Source organism: Achromobacter sp. (assembly GCF_050285585.1).
Classification (GTDB): Bacteria; Pseudomonadota; Gammaproteobacteria; order Burkholderiales; family Burkholderiaceae_B; genus Achromobacter.
Genome location: NZ_JBLZXF010000019.1, coordinates 85,063 through 101,052, shown reverse-complemented (window position 1 = coordinate 101,052; position 15,990 = coordinate 85,063). Strand labels below are relative to the sequence as shown.

At 66.4% G+C, this 15,990-nt stretch carries 17 protein-coding genes; 8 read left to right on the top strand and 9 right to left on the bottom strand.

The genetic code is table 11. The annotated features are described in order from the left end of the window. Nucleotides 1-187: 187 nt before the first annotated feature. Nucleotides 188-517: a hypothetical protein gene (locus tag ACN6PJ_RS21660; protein WP_427997870.1), complete on the bottom strand. Its 330-nt coding sequence runs from the start codon at nucleotides 515-517 to the stop codon at nucleotides 188-190. Nucleotides 518-641: 124 nt separating this feature from the next. On the opposite strand from ACN6PJ_RS21660, the gene ACN6PJ_RS21655 reads away from it, so the two are divergent. Continuing rightward, the gene (locus ACN6PJ_RS21655) at nucleotides 642-1,580 is read left to right on the top strand and encodes a LysR substrate-binding domain-containing protein (protein WP_427997869.1); all 939 of its coding nucleotides are present in this window, start codon (nucleotides 642-644) and stop codon (nucleotides 1,578-1,580) included. 29 nt (nucleotides 1,581-1,609) lie between these two features. Here the strand turns inward: ACN6PJ_RS21655 and ACN6PJ_RS21650 are convergent, their stop codons facing one another. After that, nucleotides 1,610-3,127 (bottom strand): acetyl-CoA hydrolase/transferase family protein, encoded by a 1,518-nt coding sequence (locus tag ACN6PJ_RS21650; protein WP_427997868.1) that lies wholly within the window; start codon nucleotides 3,125-3,127, stop codon nucleotides 1,610-1,612. A gap of 245 nt (nucleotides 3,128-3,372) precedes the next feature. Between ACN6PJ_RS21650 and ACN6PJ_RS21645 the strand changes: the two genes are divergently transcribed. Further along, nucleotides 3,373-4,290 (top strand): LysR family transcriptional regulator, encoded by a 918-nt coding sequence (locus ACN6PJ_RS21645; RefSeq protein ID WP_427997867.1) that lies wholly within the window; start codon nucleotides 3,373-3,375, stop codon nucleotides 4,288-4,290. Nucleotides 4,291-4,525: 235 nt separating this feature from the next. Further along, nucleotides 4,526-6,949, top strand: coding sequence for a DUF3772 domain-containing protein (locus ACN6PJ_RS21640; protein WP_427997866.1), 2,424 nt, complete (start codon nucleotides 4,526-4,528; stop codon nucleotides 6,947-6,949). Nucleotides 6,950-6,978: 29 nt separating this feature from the next. Here ACN6PJ_RS21640 and ACN6PJ_RS21635 read toward each other — a convergent pair whose 3' ends face one another. Together ACN6PJ_RS21635 and ACN6PJ_RS21630 are read right to left on the bottom strand one after the other, a co-directional pair. Next, entirely contained in the window at nucleotides 6,979-7,641 is a 663-nt protein-coding gene (locus tag ACN6PJ_RS21635; RefSeq protein WP_427997865.1) for a hypothetical protein, read from the bottom strand. 44 nt (nucleotides 7,642-7,685) lie between these two features. Continuing rightward, nucleotides 7,686-8,156 (bottom strand): hypothetical protein, encoded by a 471-nt coding sequence (locus ACN6PJ_RS21630; protein ID WP_427997864.1) that lies wholly within the window; start codon nucleotides 8,154-8,156, stop codon nucleotides 7,686-7,688. A gap of 468 nt (nucleotides 8,157-8,624) precedes the next feature. Here ACN6PJ_RS21630 and ACN6PJ_RS21625 point away from each other — a divergent pair, with 468 nt between their 5' ends. Next, nucleotides 8,625-8,915 (top strand): antibiotic biosynthesis monooxygenase family protein, encoded by a 291-nt coding sequence (locus ACN6PJ_RS21625; protein ID WP_427997863.1) that lies wholly within the window; start codon nucleotides 8,625-8,627, stop codon nucleotides 8,913-8,915. Nucleotides 8,916-8,918: 3 nt separating this feature from the next. Here the strand turns inward: ACN6PJ_RS21625 and ACN6PJ_RS21620 are convergent, their stop codons facing one another. From ACN6PJ_RS21620 to ACN6PJ_RS21600, 5 genes are all read right to left on the bottom strand, one after another. Then, nucleotides 8,919-9,278, bottom strand: a complete 360-nt coding sequence (locus tag ACN6PJ_RS21620; RefSeq protein WP_427997862.1) for a nucleotide pyrophosphohydrolase — start codon at nucleotides 9,276-9,278, stop codon at nucleotides 8,919-8,921. Nucleotides 9,279-9,305: 27 nt separating this feature from the next. Continuing rightward, nucleotides 9,306-9,917 (bottom strand): 3'-5' exonuclease, encoded by a 612-nt coding sequence (locus ACN6PJ_RS21615; RefSeq protein ID WP_427997861.1) that lies wholly within the window; start codon nucleotides 9,915-9,917, stop codon nucleotides 9,306-9,308. Nucleotides 9,918-9,921: 4 nt separating this feature from the next. Next, nucleotides 9,922-10,146, bottom strand: coding sequence for a DUF1653 domain-containing protein (locus ACN6PJ_RS21610; protein ID WP_427997860.1), 225 nt, complete (start codon nucleotides 10,144-10,146; stop codon nucleotides 9,922-9,924). 114 nt (nucleotides 10,147-10,260) lie between these two features. Further along, a complete protein-coding gene (locus ACN6PJ_RS21605) occupies nucleotides 10,261-10,971 on the bottom strand; it encodes a glutathione S-transferase (protein WP_427997859.1) in 711 nt (236 codons plus the stop codon). Nucleotides 10,972-10,995: 24 nt separating this feature from the next. Next, a complete protein-coding gene (locus ACN6PJ_RS21600; protein WP_427997858.1) occupies nucleotides 10,996-12,078 on the bottom strand; it encodes a GlxA family transcriptional regulator in 1,083 nt (360 codons plus the stop codon). 138 nt (nucleotides 12,079-12,216) lie between these two features. On the opposite strand from ACN6PJ_RS21600, the gene ACN6PJ_RS21595 reads away from it, so the two are divergent. Genes ACN6PJ_RS21595 through ACN6PJ_RS21580 form a run of 4 tightly spaced genes read left to right on the top strand, consistent with a single transcriptional unit; the run spans nucleotide 12,217 to nucleotide 15,968 of the window. Next, nucleotides 12,217-13,269, top strand: a complete 1,053-nt coding sequence (locus tag ACN6PJ_RS21595; protein WP_427997857.1) for an ABC transporter substrate-binding protein — start codon at nucleotides 12,217-12,219, stop codon at nucleotides 13,267-13,269. A 13-nt stretch (nucleotides 13,270-13,282) separates the two neighbouring features. Then, nucleotides 13,283-14,335, top strand: a complete 1,053-nt coding sequence (locus ACN6PJ_RS21590) for an ABC transporter ATP-binding protein (protein WP_427997856.1) — start codon at nucleotides 13,283-13,285, stop codon at nucleotides 14,333-14,335. Continuing rightward, complete coding sequence (locus tag ACN6PJ_RS21585; RefSeq protein ID WP_427997855.1) at nucleotides 14,332-15,180, top strand: ABC transporter permease; 849 nt, start codon at nucleotides 14,332-14,334, stop codon at nucleotides 15,178-15,180. Before ACN6PJ_RS21590 ends, ACN6PJ_RS21585 begins: the two co-directional genes overlap by 4 nt. After that, nucleotides 15,177-15,968, top strand: a complete 792-nt coding sequence (locus tag ACN6PJ_RS21580) for an ABC transporter permease (RefSeq protein ID WP_427997854.1) — start codon at nucleotides 15,177-15,179, stop codon at nucleotides 15,966-15,968. Before ACN6PJ_RS21585 ends, ACN6PJ_RS21580 begins: the two co-directional genes overlap by 4 nt. Nucleotides 15,969-15,990 lie beyond the last annotated feature (22 nt).

The following is a 15,990-nucleotide window of genomic DNA, read 5'->3' as shown; positions in this document are numbered from 1 at the left end:
CATGCAATGAATGCTTGCCTGGCCCCACGACCCGGAAACCGCCCGAATCGCGAAGGAGCGAGACTATAGCACAACTTTCGACAAGCAAAGCGGCCCCGCCAGCTCGGCCCCTGCCTACTCTATATAGAGACAGATTAAAGAGGACAACCCGAGCGGGCGGGGCCGCAGTGGCGGCGCTCGCAATTCGCTACCAGCGCAAATAGTTCACATCGCGAAGCCGCATCAGTTCACGATTCACGCTGGCTTCGTTGATCAGCCAATGAGGAGCCCCGACGTCCTGCAGCATATGCTCGTCCAGATCTCCCGCCAGATTGCGCAGTTGCGCCATGTTGCGGTACTGGCGGTAGACGGACCATAGCCTTTTGAAGAAACCGTTGCCCAAGGGCGCCACGGCCATTTCCTGGATTTCCCGGCCGGACGGGCCCACGACGCTGCCGGCCGGCCACGGAGACGGTTGCCGTCCCACGGGTAGCGACGGCAACGAAACGGAAGATGAGGAACAAGTTTGCGCTGGCATGACGGGCTCCGGATGGGATAGGCGTTTGGTAAGCGTAATAGCCCAACCACCCGATGAAAATCGAATTGTTCTGGGGTTATCGGTAAGCTATGATGACCAATAAATCTTCTATCGGTTTTCCGCCATGCGCTTGCCTCTGAACACGCTTCCCGCTTTCCGGGCGGTCGCCGAGCTGCAGAACCTGCGCGCGGCGGCTGAACGGCTGCACTTGACTCACAGCGCCGTCAGCCAGCAGATCAAGGGATTGGAAGAACAGCTGGGTTTTCCCCTGTTCGAACGCAGCGGGCGCGGCATCGTCCTGAACAGCGCTGGCGCCGCCCTGCTTTGCGCCGTCCAGGGCGCCTTGACGCAATTGGATGAAGGGGTGCTTGCGGCGTCCGCGATGGCAAGGGGCAATGAGCAGCGCCTGAGAGTGTCGGCATTGCCTTCTTTCGCGCAGCGCTGGCTGTTGCCCCGCATGGCCCGCTGGCGTGCGCGCCATCCCGGCCTGGCGCTGGAGATCGATTCCTCGCAGCAAGTCGTCGACCTGCTGCGCGACGGTTTCCACGCGGCGTTGCGTTTCGGCCGGGGCCCCTGGGCCGGAGTCGAGTCGGAGCCCCTGTTCGACATGCCCTTGCCGCTGATCGTCCTGGCGTCGCCGGAGACGGCCGCCGCGCTTCCCGACTGCTCGCCCGAAACCCTTGCGCGCCAGCCCCTGCTGGGTGACCGCGAAGTCTGGCAGCACTGGTTCAATGCCGCGGGGCTGCGCATCCCGGTCACACCGGTCGCTTCGTTCAACGATGCGGGCATGATGCTGCAGGCCGCCGAACAGGGGCTGGGCATCACGCTGGGACGCGAATTGCTCGCGGCGGACGCGCTATGCGCCGGACGGCTGGTGCAAGTCTCTACGGTGAGCGTCCATTACGAGCAGGCGCAGACGTACCACCTGGTCTATCGCCCCAGCCTGCGCGACTGGGAACCGCTGGTTGCATTGAAGCAATGGCTGCGCGACGAACTGGAGCTGTCCCGCCGCAGCCTGGTCACCTCCGGGCCCGACGCCGGGGATGAATCGCAGGGACGATAGCGGCGGCTTCGGCCGCCGCGGACCGCCGCTCAGGCGACCTTGCGCGCGACCGGCGCCGAAGGCTGCATGGAGTCCGTTTCATTGAACCGCTGGTGCCACGAAAAGGCTTCCTCGAGCAGATGCGGGGTCTGCCCGCCGCGTTCGCAGGCGCGGTCGAAGTAGTCCTGCAGCGCATCGCGGTAGGACGGGTGCACGCAATTGCGGATGATGGCGCGAGCCCGTTCGCGGGGCGCCAGGCCGCGCAGATCCGCCAGCCCGCACTCGGTGACCAGCACGTCCACGTCATGCTCGGTGTGATCCACATGGGACACCATGGGCACCACGCTGGAAATATCGCCGTTCTTGGCCATAGCCTTCGATACGAAAATCGCAAGATGCGCATTGCGCGCGAAGTCTCCCGATCCGCCGATGCCGTTCATCATGTGGGTGCCGCCCACGTGGGTGGAGTTCACGTTGCCGTAGATGTCGAATTCCAGCGCGGTATTGATGGCGATGACGCCCAAGCGGCGGACAATCTCCGGCGCGTTGCTGATTTCCTGCGGGCGCAGCACGATACGCTCGCGATAGTGCTCCATGTTCGCCAGGATCTTTTCGTAGACGGGCTTGGACACCGTGATGGAGGACGCCGACGCGAATGCCAGCTTGCCCTGGTCCAGTAGCTCGATGGCGCTGTCCTGCAGCACTTCCGAGTACATCGTCAGTTTGTCGAAACTGGAAGACTCGAATCCGTGCAGCACGGCATTGGCGATGGTGCCGATGCCGGCCTGTAGCGGCAGCAGGGAATTGGTCAGGCGGCCCGCGTCGACCTCGCGCCGCAGGAAAGCGTTGATGTGGCCGGCGATGGCGTTGGTCTCGTCATCGGGGGGCAAGGCGTTGGACGGACTGTCCGGTTCGTGCGTGATGACGATGGCCGCGATCCTGGAGGGATCCACCTCGATGAACGGCTGGCCGATGCGCTGGTCGGCGGATACCAGACCGATAGGCTGGCGCGCCGGCCTGTCGGCGGGCACGTAGATGTCGTGCAAGCCTTCGATGGCGGCGGGCACGCCCAGATTCAACTCGATGATGATCTTGTCGGCCTGTTGCGCGAACGAGGCAGAATTTCCCACGGACATCGTCGGCACGATGGCACCGTTCTCGGTGATCGCCGCCGCCTCGATGATGGCCACGTCGATCGGACCGATGTGGCCCGCGCGCAGTTGTTCGACCGTTTCCGACAGGTGCTGGTCAATGAAGGCGATTCCACCCTCGTTGATCTTGCGGCGCAGCGTGGTATCCACCTGGAACGGCATGCGGCGCGCCAGGGCGTTGGCCTGCGCAAGCATTTTGTCGGTGTCGTGACCCAGTGACGCGCCGGTGATCAGCGTAATGGAGAGCGGATCGCGCTCGGCGCGCGCCGCCAGCGCCGCCGGCACCGACTTACAGTCGCCGGCGCGGGTAAAGCCGCTCATTCCGACGGTCATGCCGTCCTGAACCAGCAAAGCCGCCTGTTCGGCGGACGTTATCTTGGCGCGCAGCCCAGGGTGGCGGATACGGTCGAGATGCATGGTGTCTCCAGATTCAAGGGCCAACGGCTCGCGGCGGGGCGCGGCGATATGCCGCCTCTGCGCCCAGGCGCCGTCTGACGCGGCGTTTCCCGAGGTCCCGAGGGCGGTCATGCCGCCGCCGGGACGAATTTTCGGCAGTATAGGAAGGCCCGTCCAAATCTCGTAATGACTTAAAATCATCCATATCAGTCGTTTTTTTCATCATTTGCTAGTTTGTCGCGCGCCGCGCGGAGGAGATTGGCGCCATGGACGTGCGCGCGTTGCGGTATTTCGTGGAAACCGTCAGGCATGCCAGCTTCACCCAGGCGGCCAAAGCGCTGTTCGTGACGCAATCGACCGTCAGCAAGATGATCCGGCAACTGGAAGAGGAAGCGGGCACCCCGTTGCTGATCCGCGATGGCCACACCGCCCGCCCCACCGACACGGGGCGGGTCATGTACCAGCGCGGCTTGCAGGTGCTGGAAACGATGCGCCAGCTGTCCGAAGAGTTGCGCCAGACCGCCGACCTGCGCCGCGGCGCGCTGGAGGTCGGCATTCCGCCCATGATCAACCTGCTGTTCACCCCGGTGGTAAAGCGCTTTCGCGAACGGCATCCCGGCATACACCTGACCTTGCGCGAAGGCACCGGACAGGCGGTAGAGGGCCTGGTCGCGAGCGGTGAACTGGAAGTGGGCGCCACCATCCTGCCGATCGCGCCCGACGGCGGGCTGGCCGCCCAGCCCTTCGGCAGCTATCCCATATGGGTCATCGGCCCGCCAGACGCGCCCTGGGCTGGCAAGACCTCGCTGCCGCTGAGCGCGTTGCGCGATGCGCGGCTCCTGATCCCCACGGACGACTTCGCCATCACTCGCCGCCTGCGGCAAGCCTTCGCCGATGCGGGCTTCCAGCCCGGCATCGCGGCCCAGAGCGCCCATTGGGACTTCCTGGTCGCCATGGCATCCGCCGGCCTGGGCGTAGCGCTGCTCCCCGAACCGTTGATGCAGCGGATGAAAACGCGCGGCCTGAGCACCGCGAAACTGGCCAAATCGGGCATGCAGTGGGAAGTGGGCCACATCTGGCAGCAATCGGGATACCTGTCCTTCGCCGCCCGCGCCTGGCTGGCGGTGTGCGACGAGGTGCTAGGGAAACCCCAAAAAGCGCCCGCCCGGGGCCTCTCGCGCTAGCCTGAGTTGAATCCAAACGTTGGCCTCGTAAACTTGGGTTGCGGACAACGGCACCGTCCCCTCCGCGCGGGGGCCCCGGCTTTGATCCGACCCCGTTTCATATCCCCGCGCAGCGGCGATTTGACGACAATCGCGCGCCGATTCTAATGGGGCCATAGCACCAGTTTTTGTTGCAACGGGCGGGACGGCGGCTTGTTATGCTGCCGCCTCGAATGCGAGTCCCTCGCCCAAGAACATGACATCGATAACCCATTCCCTACCCTTGCGGACTTGCCGCAAGCGTCCTTCGCTCGCCGCGCTGGCCGCGGCATTGCTGCTGGCGCTGTTCCTGATCCCCGCGTTCGCGGCGCAGCCGCCCACCCCGGCCGACACGGAAGCCATGCTGACCGCGGCGCGCAAGCAGATCGACGATATCCGCAAGCAAGTCGCCGACGAAACCGACGACGCCGCGCTGCTTCAGCAGCGCGGCGACGCGCTCGACATCCAGTCCAAGGCGGACGCGGCGGCCGAAGCGCTGGCGCCGCAATTGGCCAGCGTGGCGGCCAAACTGAGCGAATTGGGCACGCCGCCGGAAGGCGCCAAGGAAGCGCCCGACGTGGCCGCGCAGCGCACGCAGCTCGAAAAGAGCAACCGGGCGCTGGACGCGCAGATCAAGCTGGCCAGACTGCTGTCCGTGGACGCCGGCCAGGCCGCGGAACAGATATCGGCGCAACGCCGCACGCAGTTCCAGGCGCGGCTGGGCGAGCGGCGGGATTCCTTCCTTTCCAATCCGTTCTGGACGGAGTTCCGGGAAGAATTCCCGCGCGATCTCGAACGCCTGGAAGCCCTGGGCGATGATCTTGCGGCCGCGGTGAAGCAGACGCCCAAATGGGGGTGGCTGCTGCTGTCCGCGGCTGCCGTGCTGGCCATCGCCCTGCGCGTCTGGATCGGCCGCATCCTGCTGCGCCTGACCGCTACGCGGGTCCCGCCCGGCCGCCTGCGGCGCTCCTTCCTGGCGGTCACGCACGTGGCGCTGGCCGTGGCCACGCCCGGCGTCATCGCGCTGCTCATCCATATCGGGCTGGACTGGAATTCCCAGCTGACCGACAACACCGCATCGCTGCTGGCCAACCTGGTGGCGACTGTCTGTTTCGGCGGGTATGTGTCGGGGCTGGGCTATGCCCTTCTGTCCTCGAACCGGCCGTCGTGGCGCCTCCCTCCGATCAGCGACATCGTGGCCGCGCGGCTGCGCTGGCTGCCCGGCGTGCTGGGCGTGCTCGTGGTGATGATCTGGCTGGCCGAGCGCCTGCCCGTGCTGCTGAACGCCAGCCTGACCACGACGATCACGCTGACCGGCATCGTCGCCGTCATGACCATGGCGATGATCGGCGCCGTGCTGGCGATCAGCCGCCGCCTGCGCCGGCAAGCCATGCAGGAAAACGATAGCCCCATTCCTTTCTGGCTGTCGTTGCTGCTGACCGCCATCTGGACCGTGCTGATCCTGAGCCTCGCCAGCCTGTTGGCCGGCTACGTCGCGTTCGGCAGCTTCCTCGTCAAGCAGGTGCTCTGGACGCTGATCGTGCTGGCCTCCGCCTACCTGGCCTCGACGCTGATCGAGGATGGATTCGGCACGTTGCTGGGCTCGTCTCATCGCGATGGAGGGGAGCATGAGGCCCCCAGCATGCGCGACCAGGCGGCGGTGCTGCTGTCGGGCGTCGGAAGGGTCGCGGTCGGGCTGCTTGCCATCACCCTGCTTTTGGCCCCCTTCGGCGAAGCGCCAATGGACCTGGTGCAACGCTTCGATCAATTGCGCAAGGGCCTGGCCATCGGCGAGGCCCAGATCCGTCCCGGCGCCGTCCTGCAGGCGCTGCTGGTGCTGGGGCTGTCGCTGCTCAGCGTGAAGATGCTGAAGCGCTGGCTGTCCAACCGCTATCTGCCCACGACCGAGCTGGATCCGGGCATGCAGCTGTCGGCCGCCACGCTCTTCGGCTATGCCGGTTTCGTGATTGCCGTCGCCCTGTCGCTATCCGCTGCCGGCATCGGCCTGGAACGCGTGGCATGGATCGCCAGCGCGCTGTCAGTGGGTATCGGTTTCGGCCTGCAGGCGGTCGTCCAGAATTTCGTTTCCGGCCTGATCCTGCTGGCCGAGCGGCCGGTCAAGGTCGGCGACTGGGTATCGCTGGGCGGCGTGGAGGGCGACATCCTGCGCATCAATGTTCGGGCGACGGAAATCCAGATGGGAGACCGTTCGACCGTGATCGTTCCGAATTCGGAATTCGTCACCAAGACCGTGCGCAACGTCACCCGCTCCAATCCGCTGGGGCTGGTGCAGATCAAGTTGCCCATGCCGCTGTCCATCGACGCCGAGCACGTGCGCGAACTGATGCTCCAGGCCTTCGCCGATCACGAAGACGTGCTGGACGCGCCGGCGCCCAACGTGTTCCTCGATGGCATTGAAGGCGGCCACCTGGTCTTCAATGCCAAGGGCTATGTGTCTTCCCCGCGCGCGGCCTACGGGGTGCGCAGCGCCCTGCTGTTCACCGTGCTCAAGCGGCTGCACGACGCGGGGCTGGAGGTGTCGTCGCCGCCCACCATGCTGCTCGCCTCGGCCCCACAGCTGCCGGCGGTTCCGGAGGCGGCTCCCGCCGCGGTCCCGCCGCCGGCCGCGCCCGCGCGGTAGCGTTCCATGGCCGGACAGGGCGTCCGGCCTCAACCCGGAGAGTACAGGTCGGCGAACGTCTGCCTGTCGTAGCGGGGGTTGCGCAGCGGCGGCGACGCGAGCGCGGCGCTCTGCGCCGAGCGCACGGGATAGGCCTGCGCGGTGGGCGTCTCCGCCAGCACCGGCGCCGATGGCGGCGCGACCTGCGCAACCGCGTTTCCGTCGAAGCGATGATCCGCCGTGGTCAGCGCGGGATTGGTGCATAGCCCCTGCGCCACCAGCGCGGCCTTGGTGCGGTCGTCGGTCTGGCACAGAATGTCGATAGCGGCGGTTTCCAGGCGGCGGGCGCGGTCGGCGTCCTTGGTGGAAGCGGCGGCCTGCATCGTGCGCTCGAAGTTGCGCCGCAAGCTGCACTTTTGATCCTCGATCGGGATCGCGAGATTCATGCCGAAACCGACGACGGAGCCTCCTCCTCCCGCCGACACCATGCAGCTATCGGATGAGAACGAGCCGTAGAAGCTCTGGCCGCCCACCGGCGGCGCGGTCCGCAAGGTGCCGGATCCGCTATTGCTGGAGTTGAAGGTAATGCCCTGGTTGTTGCCCGCATTGGTCGAACCCGATGACGCCGAGGTCGTGGCGCTGGAACTGCTGGTCTGGGCGCTGGCGGAAAACGCCGCCAGCGACAGGGAAATGGCAAACACAATGGTCTTCATGATGTCCCCTCGCCCGGACGGCCGAAGCCGTCCGGATAATTGGGTCAGTGATTGAACCCCGCGACATGGCCCACCGCGCCAATGCCGTGTATCGACCCGAACGCGCCTACATTCACCGCATGGAACGAACCCGTGGCCGACGCGTTCGTGTCCGTCTTGGCGAACGTTGCGCCGCCGTTGGCGATGCTGTCGCCCACCATGATGGGCGCGTTGCCCGACACGCTGCCATATGACTCGCTATTGGCGTATTGACGCGTACTGGTGACGACTTGCGTGCCATCGCGGCTGAAGGTGCCGCCGACTTCCGCGATGCCGCCGGTGCTGCCGAACGACGTCTGGCTGGACGAACCGTAGCCATTGATCTGCGTGGCCACCACCGAACTGCCGGTGGAAACCGATGACGCGGTGCCGTTGATGGCGCCGGCGTGGCCCGTCACGGACCCGCCGACCGGGCCGGTGGCGTAGGCCGTGGCGGCAAACAAGGACAACGCGGCGACTGCTGCGAGCTTTTTCATTTGAGCTCCTCCTGCTCCGTACTTGCACGGATACCTGGTTGCCGGCGACCGACCGGCGCGGACCGTTACCTCCCCAGCCCTCCGGACAATGACGAAAGGCGTGGGACTTTCGTATTGGTACGGAATGATTGCGCCGTCCTAGGCACATCGATATCGGCTAAACGGCCGACCGGATCCAGGTGGACGAGCAAGAGCAGTAACAAGTCCGGCCAAATATGCGGACAACGCGCGCGGGACCGTTCATACGGACGAAGCGCAACGAGCGGGAGGAAACGCGCGGGCGAAGGAACTCAACTCAACGGATGGGAACGGCGGCCCGCGACTCGGGCAACTTCCCTAGCGCGCCCGAGCGATCCTGACGGCGCCGAATTTTGCAAGCCTGTCAAAAGGCTGAATGAGGATTTTTCGGCCATACTATTCCGGCCGCCGGGCGCTACCCGGCCCCACTCGTCGTACGGAGACAGAATCATGATCCAGGAGATTGCCAGCATCCATGTCCGCGAAGGGCAGGAGGCGTTGTTCGAAGCCGGCGTCGCGCAGGCCAGGCCGCTGTTCCTGCGCGCCCGCGGATGCCACGGCATGGAGCTGTACCGCAGCATCGAGCAGCCGCAGCGCTATACGCTGGTCGTGGAATGGGAAACCGTGGAGAACCACATGGTGGATTTCCGCGAGTCCACCGATTTCCAGGAATGGCGCAAGCTGGTGGCGGGATTTTTCGTCGAGCCGCCGCAGGTGCATCACGAGCAGAAAGTGCTTTGAAGCCTAGGGAATATCGGGCGGATCGTCGTACTTGCGCGCGCTGCCGCGAAAACGGTCCGCCGGATATTTCCGCGCATTCTTCACCATCTTGCCGGCCACGGCCTCGGCGATATCGATGCCCAGCTGGTCCGCCAGCGCGACCAGGTACATCTGCACGTCGGCGATTTCGTCCGCCGCGTCGGCCAGCCGCTCGGGCGGCATGCTGCGCGACTCGGCTTCGGTCAGCCACTGGAACAGCGACACCAGTTCCCCCGCCTCGCCGGCCAGGGCCATGGCCAGGTTCTTGGGCGAATGATAGGGCTGCCAATCCCGCTCCGCCGTGAACTGGCGGACGGCCAATCTGATCTGTTCCAGGTCGGACATCCGGCCTCCTGACAGGAAATGAACGCTTCAGGCCGCGCCGAGCCGCTCGCTGGCCGCAAGCGCCACGGCGACCGTGGTGCGCACGTCGGCCAACGCCCGGTGAGTGGGGTCCGAGGCGCCGACATGGCGCGCCAGGATCTCCAGCTTGTGCGACGGCAGCTCGGGCCAGGCGCGGCGGGCCAGCGCCAGCGTGCAGTGGGTGGCGTTCGAAAACGGCATCCCGGTCTGGTCCGCGGCGGCCCCCAGAAAGCGCCGGTCGAATGACGCATTGTGGAAAAACACGGGCAGGTCTTCCACGAAATCCAGGAAGGAAGAGAATGCCTGCACCACCGGCACGCCATGGCGATCGACTTCCGCTTGCGTGATGCCGGTCAAGCGCGTGATGAAGGACGGAACGGGGCCGCGCGTGCGCACCACCTGCGTGTATTCCCGCTCCATCGCGCCGGACGCGTCCACGCGCACCGCGGCGAATTCCAGGATCTCGCAGGTGGCGGTGGACAGGCCGGTGGTTTCCAGGTCGGCCACGATAAAGGGGCCGCGCAATGCCTGCAGCGCTTCGGCCAGGGCCTCGGCGCCGGCCTTGCGGCCCGCCGCCGCGCGAACGGGCGTCGCGCGCGTGCGCCGATAGAAAAACGTCACGGCGCTACTCCGCCGGCCGCAACGGCGCGAAACGAGGCGAGCCGTTGGCCAATTGACCGAAGAACAGCGCCGCGGGGCGCACCCACAGCCCGCGCTCGTGAGGCCAGAGGTGCTCGTACACCACCATGGACTCCTCGGTTTCGGAATGACGGGCGGTGCCCACGTAGAGGTACAGGCCGCCTTTGTAGTGGCGGTGCGAGGCTAGAGCCAGGGCTTCGGATTCGGTCATGGACGGTTGCCGCAAATGGCGCGGCCCGGGCGGGATGGTTCCTGCCCGGGCCTGCGGGTTCAGACAATACCGTCTTTATAGCGCATCGGACCGCGCCCCCGGGGACGGCCGCGCTCAAGCCGCGTCCAGTTCGCGATAGCGGCGAAAGATGCCCTCCCCGAAAGGCAGACGCCTGCCGCTTTCGAAATAGGGCTGCAATTCCGCCAGCGCGGCCACGCGCGCGTGCAGCGCCATGACGTTCGGATAGCCCGCGGCCAGCGTGGCCATGCGCTTGGGAAAGGCATAGAGCAGGCCGTCGACCAGATGGAACAAGGACAGGTCCACATAGGTCCAGCCCTTGCCGCCGGCCAGCCAGGCATCCTGCCCGTCCAGCACCGATTCGAAGTACCCCAGGAATTTGGGCATCCGTTCTTCGCGGAAGCTGCGCGCGCGGCGTGCCGCCTCTTCCTTCTGATCTTCGTAGTATTCGCTGGCGGAGATGGGATGATGGGTGTCGTGCGCTTCGGCCACCATGTCGGCGATGGTGAGCTGGAGCTGGTTCACCCACAGGCGTCCTTCCTGCGACTCCGGCGCCAGGCCGTGCTTTTCACCCAGGAACAGCAGGATGTTGGCGGTCTGCGCCAGCGTCATCTTTCCCGCCACGAGGTAAGGCGGAGCGAACGGCGGGTGCCTGCGGCGGGAACTCAGGTTCTCGACCAGGGCGTTTTCGTCCGCGCTCTGCTCGCGCGCGCAATCGCGGTACGGAATGCCTCCCGCTTCCAGCGCCAGGCGCACGAACTCTCCACGTCCGGGAATGCCGTCCCAATACCAAAGGTCGTAAGTCATGCTGTCTCCTTCTGTCGATGAAGGCTAAGCCGGGAATACGCTGATCTCGCCTCCGTGTCCGGCGGCCGGCGCGCCGCGGGCCTGCTGGTACTGCCTGGGGGACAGGCCGAAATGCGCGCGGAAGTCGCGCGAAAAATGCGCGCCATCCGCAAACCCGCAGTCAAGCGCAATCTGGGTGATGCTGCAAGGATTGTTCAATAACAGCCAGCTGCCGTATTCCAGCCGCAACTGGCGCTGGAAAGCCATGGGCGACATGCCGGTGGCCACGCGGAACGCGCGCTCGAGCTGCCTGCGCCCCACCCCGACGTACCGAGCGATCGCGTCCAGCGGAGGCGGACTGTCGATGCGCTGTTCCATGAAATGCGCGGCCTGGCGGACCCGCAGGTCCTGGATGCCCGACAGATCCGTGTGGAAATGCGCCTGCGGCACGCGGCCCGGCCGCACCCCCTGGAGCATCATGTGCCGCACGGCCTGCTGCGCCTTGTCGCGCCCGCAGTGCCGGGCCACCAGGTACAGCCCGAGATCGATGGCGGCGGTGGATCCGGCGCAGGAGATCAGGTCGCCCTCGTCCACGAACAGCCGGTCCACGACCACGCGCGTCTGGGGAAACCGTTCGCGGAAGGTATCCAGCACGTTCCAGTGCACACAGACCGTGCGCGGGCCGATCACGTCCGCCTGCGCCAGCGCGAACGTGCCCGTGCAGATGCCCAGCAGGCGGACGCGTTGCGCGGCCGCCTGCCGCAGCCAGTCGCGCAGCCGCTCGGGCATGCGCTCATTGAAATAATCGTTGCCGCCGCAAACGGCCACGTAGTCGAACTGCGACAGGTCGTCGGGCAGGCTGTCGGCCACGTCGATGGTCAGGCCCGCGCTCGAGCGGCGCGGCTTGCCGTCCCAGCTCATGACGCGCCATGCCGTGTGGATCTGGCGGCTGCGCCCGCCATGGTCGCCAGCCAGCCGCAAGACATCCACCAGGCCCGCGAAGGCGGCCAGCGTGAACTGGTCGAGCAACACGATGCCGATGGTCAGCGCGGGTTTCCCCTGGGCGGGCTCGTGAAAGCCGTCTCCATAGGGAAACGGCGCGGGCGCGGCGGGCGTTGCGGTATCCATGTCGCAATTATTCAAGTTTATGTCCCGCGCCTTCAAGCTGGTTTTCCCTGGGATCGCCCAAGATTCGCTTGTGGCACCGTATGCGCGCCCTCCGGGACGCGCCGAAACGGGCCGATAAATTCACAAGGGGATTCCGACATGGCAACACTTACCCGCAACGCCGTCCGCGCCGCCCTGCTGGGCGCCGGACTGCTCGTGGCCAGCCAGGCGCTGGCGCAACAGCAGAAAATCACCGTCGCCTGGTACGGCGGCAACTGGGGCGACGCCTTCCGCACCTGCGTCGCCGACCCCTACACCAAGGCGACGGGCGTCGCCGTGGTGCCGGAGGTAGGCACTTCCACCACGACGCTGGCGAAGCTGCAGCAGCAACAGGGCGCGCCCACGATCGACGTCGCCTGGATGGACGGCGGCATCAGCGAACTGGCCGCCGAGGCCGGCGTACTGGATACGCTCGATCCCGGCGCCATTCCCAACATGACGAACGTCATCGACCAGGGCCTGTATCGCAACGGCGGCGCGGCCTATGCCGTCAGTTCCGGCTACTACTCGCTGGGCATCGCCTACAACACCAAGGACGTGCCGCAGCCGCCGGCCAGCTGGAAGGACCTGTGGAAGCCCGAATATGCGGGCGCCGTGGCCATTCCCTCGCCGGCGAACTCGTCCGGCGTGCCGTTCGTCTTCTTCCTTGCCCGGGTATTCTCCGTCGATCCTTCCAACCTGGCGCCGCTCTACGCCAAGCTCGCCAGCCTAGACACGGCGCTGTTCTTCGACAGTTCCGGCGCCGCCACCAATGCCTACCAGAGCGGCGAGGCCATCATCGGCGCGCATTTCAACGTCGGCGCCTGGGACCTGATCGACAAGGGACTGCCCATCGGCTTCGCCGTGCCCAAGGAAGGCGCCTGGGCCACCGACGCGCGCCTGCACCTGGTCAAGGGCGCGCCGAACAAGGCCGCCGCGCAGAAATTCATAGACACCGCGCTGACCCGTGAGGCCGCGGCCTGCCTGGCCACGCGCCTCTACCTGGGCCCGGCGGTCAAGGACGTCCAGGTGCCGAAGGATGTCGCCCGCAAGCTGCCGTGGGGCGCGGACGGCTCGGTCAAGAACCTCAGCCTGTTCGACTGGAACATCATCAACAGCCGCCGCGCCGAGGTCACGGACGCCTGGAACCGCCAGGTTGCCCGCAAGCGCTAGACCGGGGCCGAACATGTCCGCATTGCTTACCATCGACGGCGTATCGATGCGCTTTGGCGCCTATCAGGCGCTGGACCGCATCGACCTGGAAGTCCAGCAGGGGGAATTCGTGGCGCTGCTGGGCCCCAGCGGCTGCGGCAAGACCACCCTGCTGCGTTCGATCGCCGGATTCCTGAAGCCCGAATCCGGCCGCATTCTGATCGAGGGCCAGGACATCAGCCGTCTGGCCGCCCATCACCGGCCGCTGAACACGGTCTTCCAGAACTACGCCCTGTTCCCGCACATGAGCGTGCTGGAAAACGTGGCCTACGGGCCCCGCCGCCACGGCGCCTCCCGGCCCGAGGCCGCGGCGCGCGCCCGCTCGGCGCTGGACATGGTGGGCCTGGCGGACTTCGGCCCGCGCTATCCCCGCGAGATGTCCGGCGGGCAGCAGCAACGCGTGGCGCTGGCCCGCGCCATCGTGAACCAGCCCAAGCTGCTGTTGCTGGACGAACCCCTCTCCGCGCTGGACCTGAAGCTGCGCAAGCGCATGCAATTGGAACTCAAGCACCTGCAAGCCAGACTGGGCATCGCCTTCATCTTCGTCACGCACGACCAGGAAGAGGCGATGACCATGGCCGACAAGGTGGTGGTGATGCACGCGGGCAAAATCGAGCAGGTGGGAATGGGCACCGATATCTATCGGCAGCCCGCCACGCGTTTCGTGGCCGAGTTCATCGGCGAGGCGAACTTCCTGGCCTATTCCGCCCCGGGCGACGGCACGCTGCTGCTGGAAGCCCAGGGGCTGCGCGTGCCGCTGCGCGGCAACGCCGCGTCCGCGCGCGGCGTTGCCGTCCTGCGCCCGGAAGACCTGCGCGTGGGCGGCGACGCCGCCGGGGCCAGCCTGACCGGCACGGTTACCGACGTGATCAATGTGGGCAGCCACAGCATGATCCACGTGGACATCGGCGGGCAGACCCTGGTAGCCCGCCACGGCGGCATCGCGCCGTCGGGCCTCGGCCCGGGCGCCGTCGCCGCCCTGGCGTTCGAACCGGAAAGCCTGCATCTGATCGGTGAGCGGCCATGAACGCCCGCGCCTGGCAATCGCCCTGCCTGCTGCTGGCGGCACCGGTCCTGTTCTTTGCCGCCTTTTTCCTGGCGCCGCTCGCCGTGGTCGCGTTGGCGAGCTTCACGGGCGGCCCTGACGGCTTGACCCTGACCGCGCAGCAGTACGTGCGCGTGCTGGCCGACCAGTATCACTGGGACGTCATCCTGGTGACCTTCCGGCTGGCCCTCTTCACCACGGTCGCCTGCGTGATCCTGGGCTATCCCCTGGCCTGGTATCTGGTGCGCGTGGTGCGCTGGAAGGCCTGGCGCCGATTCTGCGTGATCCTGCTGGTGGTGCCGCTGTTCACCAGCAACATCGTGCGGGCCTTCGGATGGATGGTGCTGCTGGGCCGCAACGGCCTGGTCAACCAGGCCTTGGTGGGAATGGGCGCGGCGGACCGCCCCATGCGTTTCATCGGCACGGAAACCGGCATCCTGATCGGCATGGTCTACGTGCTGCTGCCTTTCGTGGTGCTGGCCGTGGGCAACGCGCTGGCCCGCGTCGATCCCGCCTGCGAACAGGCCTCCGCCGACCTGGGCGCCAGCCCCGCGGCCACCTTCTTCCACATCACCTGGCCGCTGACGCTGCCTGGCGTGGTGTCGGGCGCCATCATCGTGTTCACGCTCGCCGTCAGCGCCTACGTCACGCCCGCCCTGCTGTCGGGCGGACGCGTGTCGGTGCTGTCGATGCTGATCTTCCAGCAGTACAGCACGGTGTTCGACTTTCACTATGGCGGCGCGCTGAGCATGGTGTTGCTGGTGTTCACCCTGATCCTGGTCGCGCTGGCGAACCGCGCCGCCGTCCTGCCTGGAGCCGCGCGATGATTCTTCGCCACCTGATCCGCCTGCTCGCGCTCGGCGTGCTCGTCTACCTGTCCCTGCCGCTCGTGGTCATCCTGGGCTCCTCGTTCACCGCCACACCCTATCTGGCCTTCCCGCCACAGGGCTGGACGCTGGAGTGGTACCGCACGCTGCTGACCGAAGCCGGCTACGTCGCCTCATTCACGACCAGCACGGTGCTGGCGCTGGCAGCCACCGCCGTGGCGGTGCTGCTGACGGTGCCGGCCGCGCTGGCACTGGCGCGGTACGAGTTTCCGGGCAAGGCCGCCTTGACCTCCGTGCTGATGTCGCCGCTGGTGCTGCCTCATATCGTCCTGGGCGCGGCCCTGCTGCAATACGGGGCCTACTTCGGCCTGACGCGCAGCTTCCTGTCCCTGCTGATCGGGCACATCGTCATCATCGCGCCATTCGTGCTGCGTTCCACGCTGACGCTGCTCACGCCGGAACAGCGCGCGCTGGAAGAAGCCTCCGCGGACCTGGGAGCCAATCCCTGGACCACGTTCTTCCTGGTGGTGCTGCCGCAGATCCGGCCCGGCATCGTCACCGGCTCGATCTTCGCGTTCATCTCTTCCTGGATCAACGTGGAGCTGTCCATCTTCAACACCACGGCGGACCTGAACACGATCCCCGTGAAGCTCTTCAACTATGTGCAATACACGATAGATCCGACCATCGCGGCCGTATCGGGCGCCACGATCGCGGCCGCGGTGATCGCCATCGTCATCCTGGATTTGACCGTCGGGCTGGACATGCTGTCCGAACGCGGCAAATAACCTTTCCTCTCTTCCCTACTTG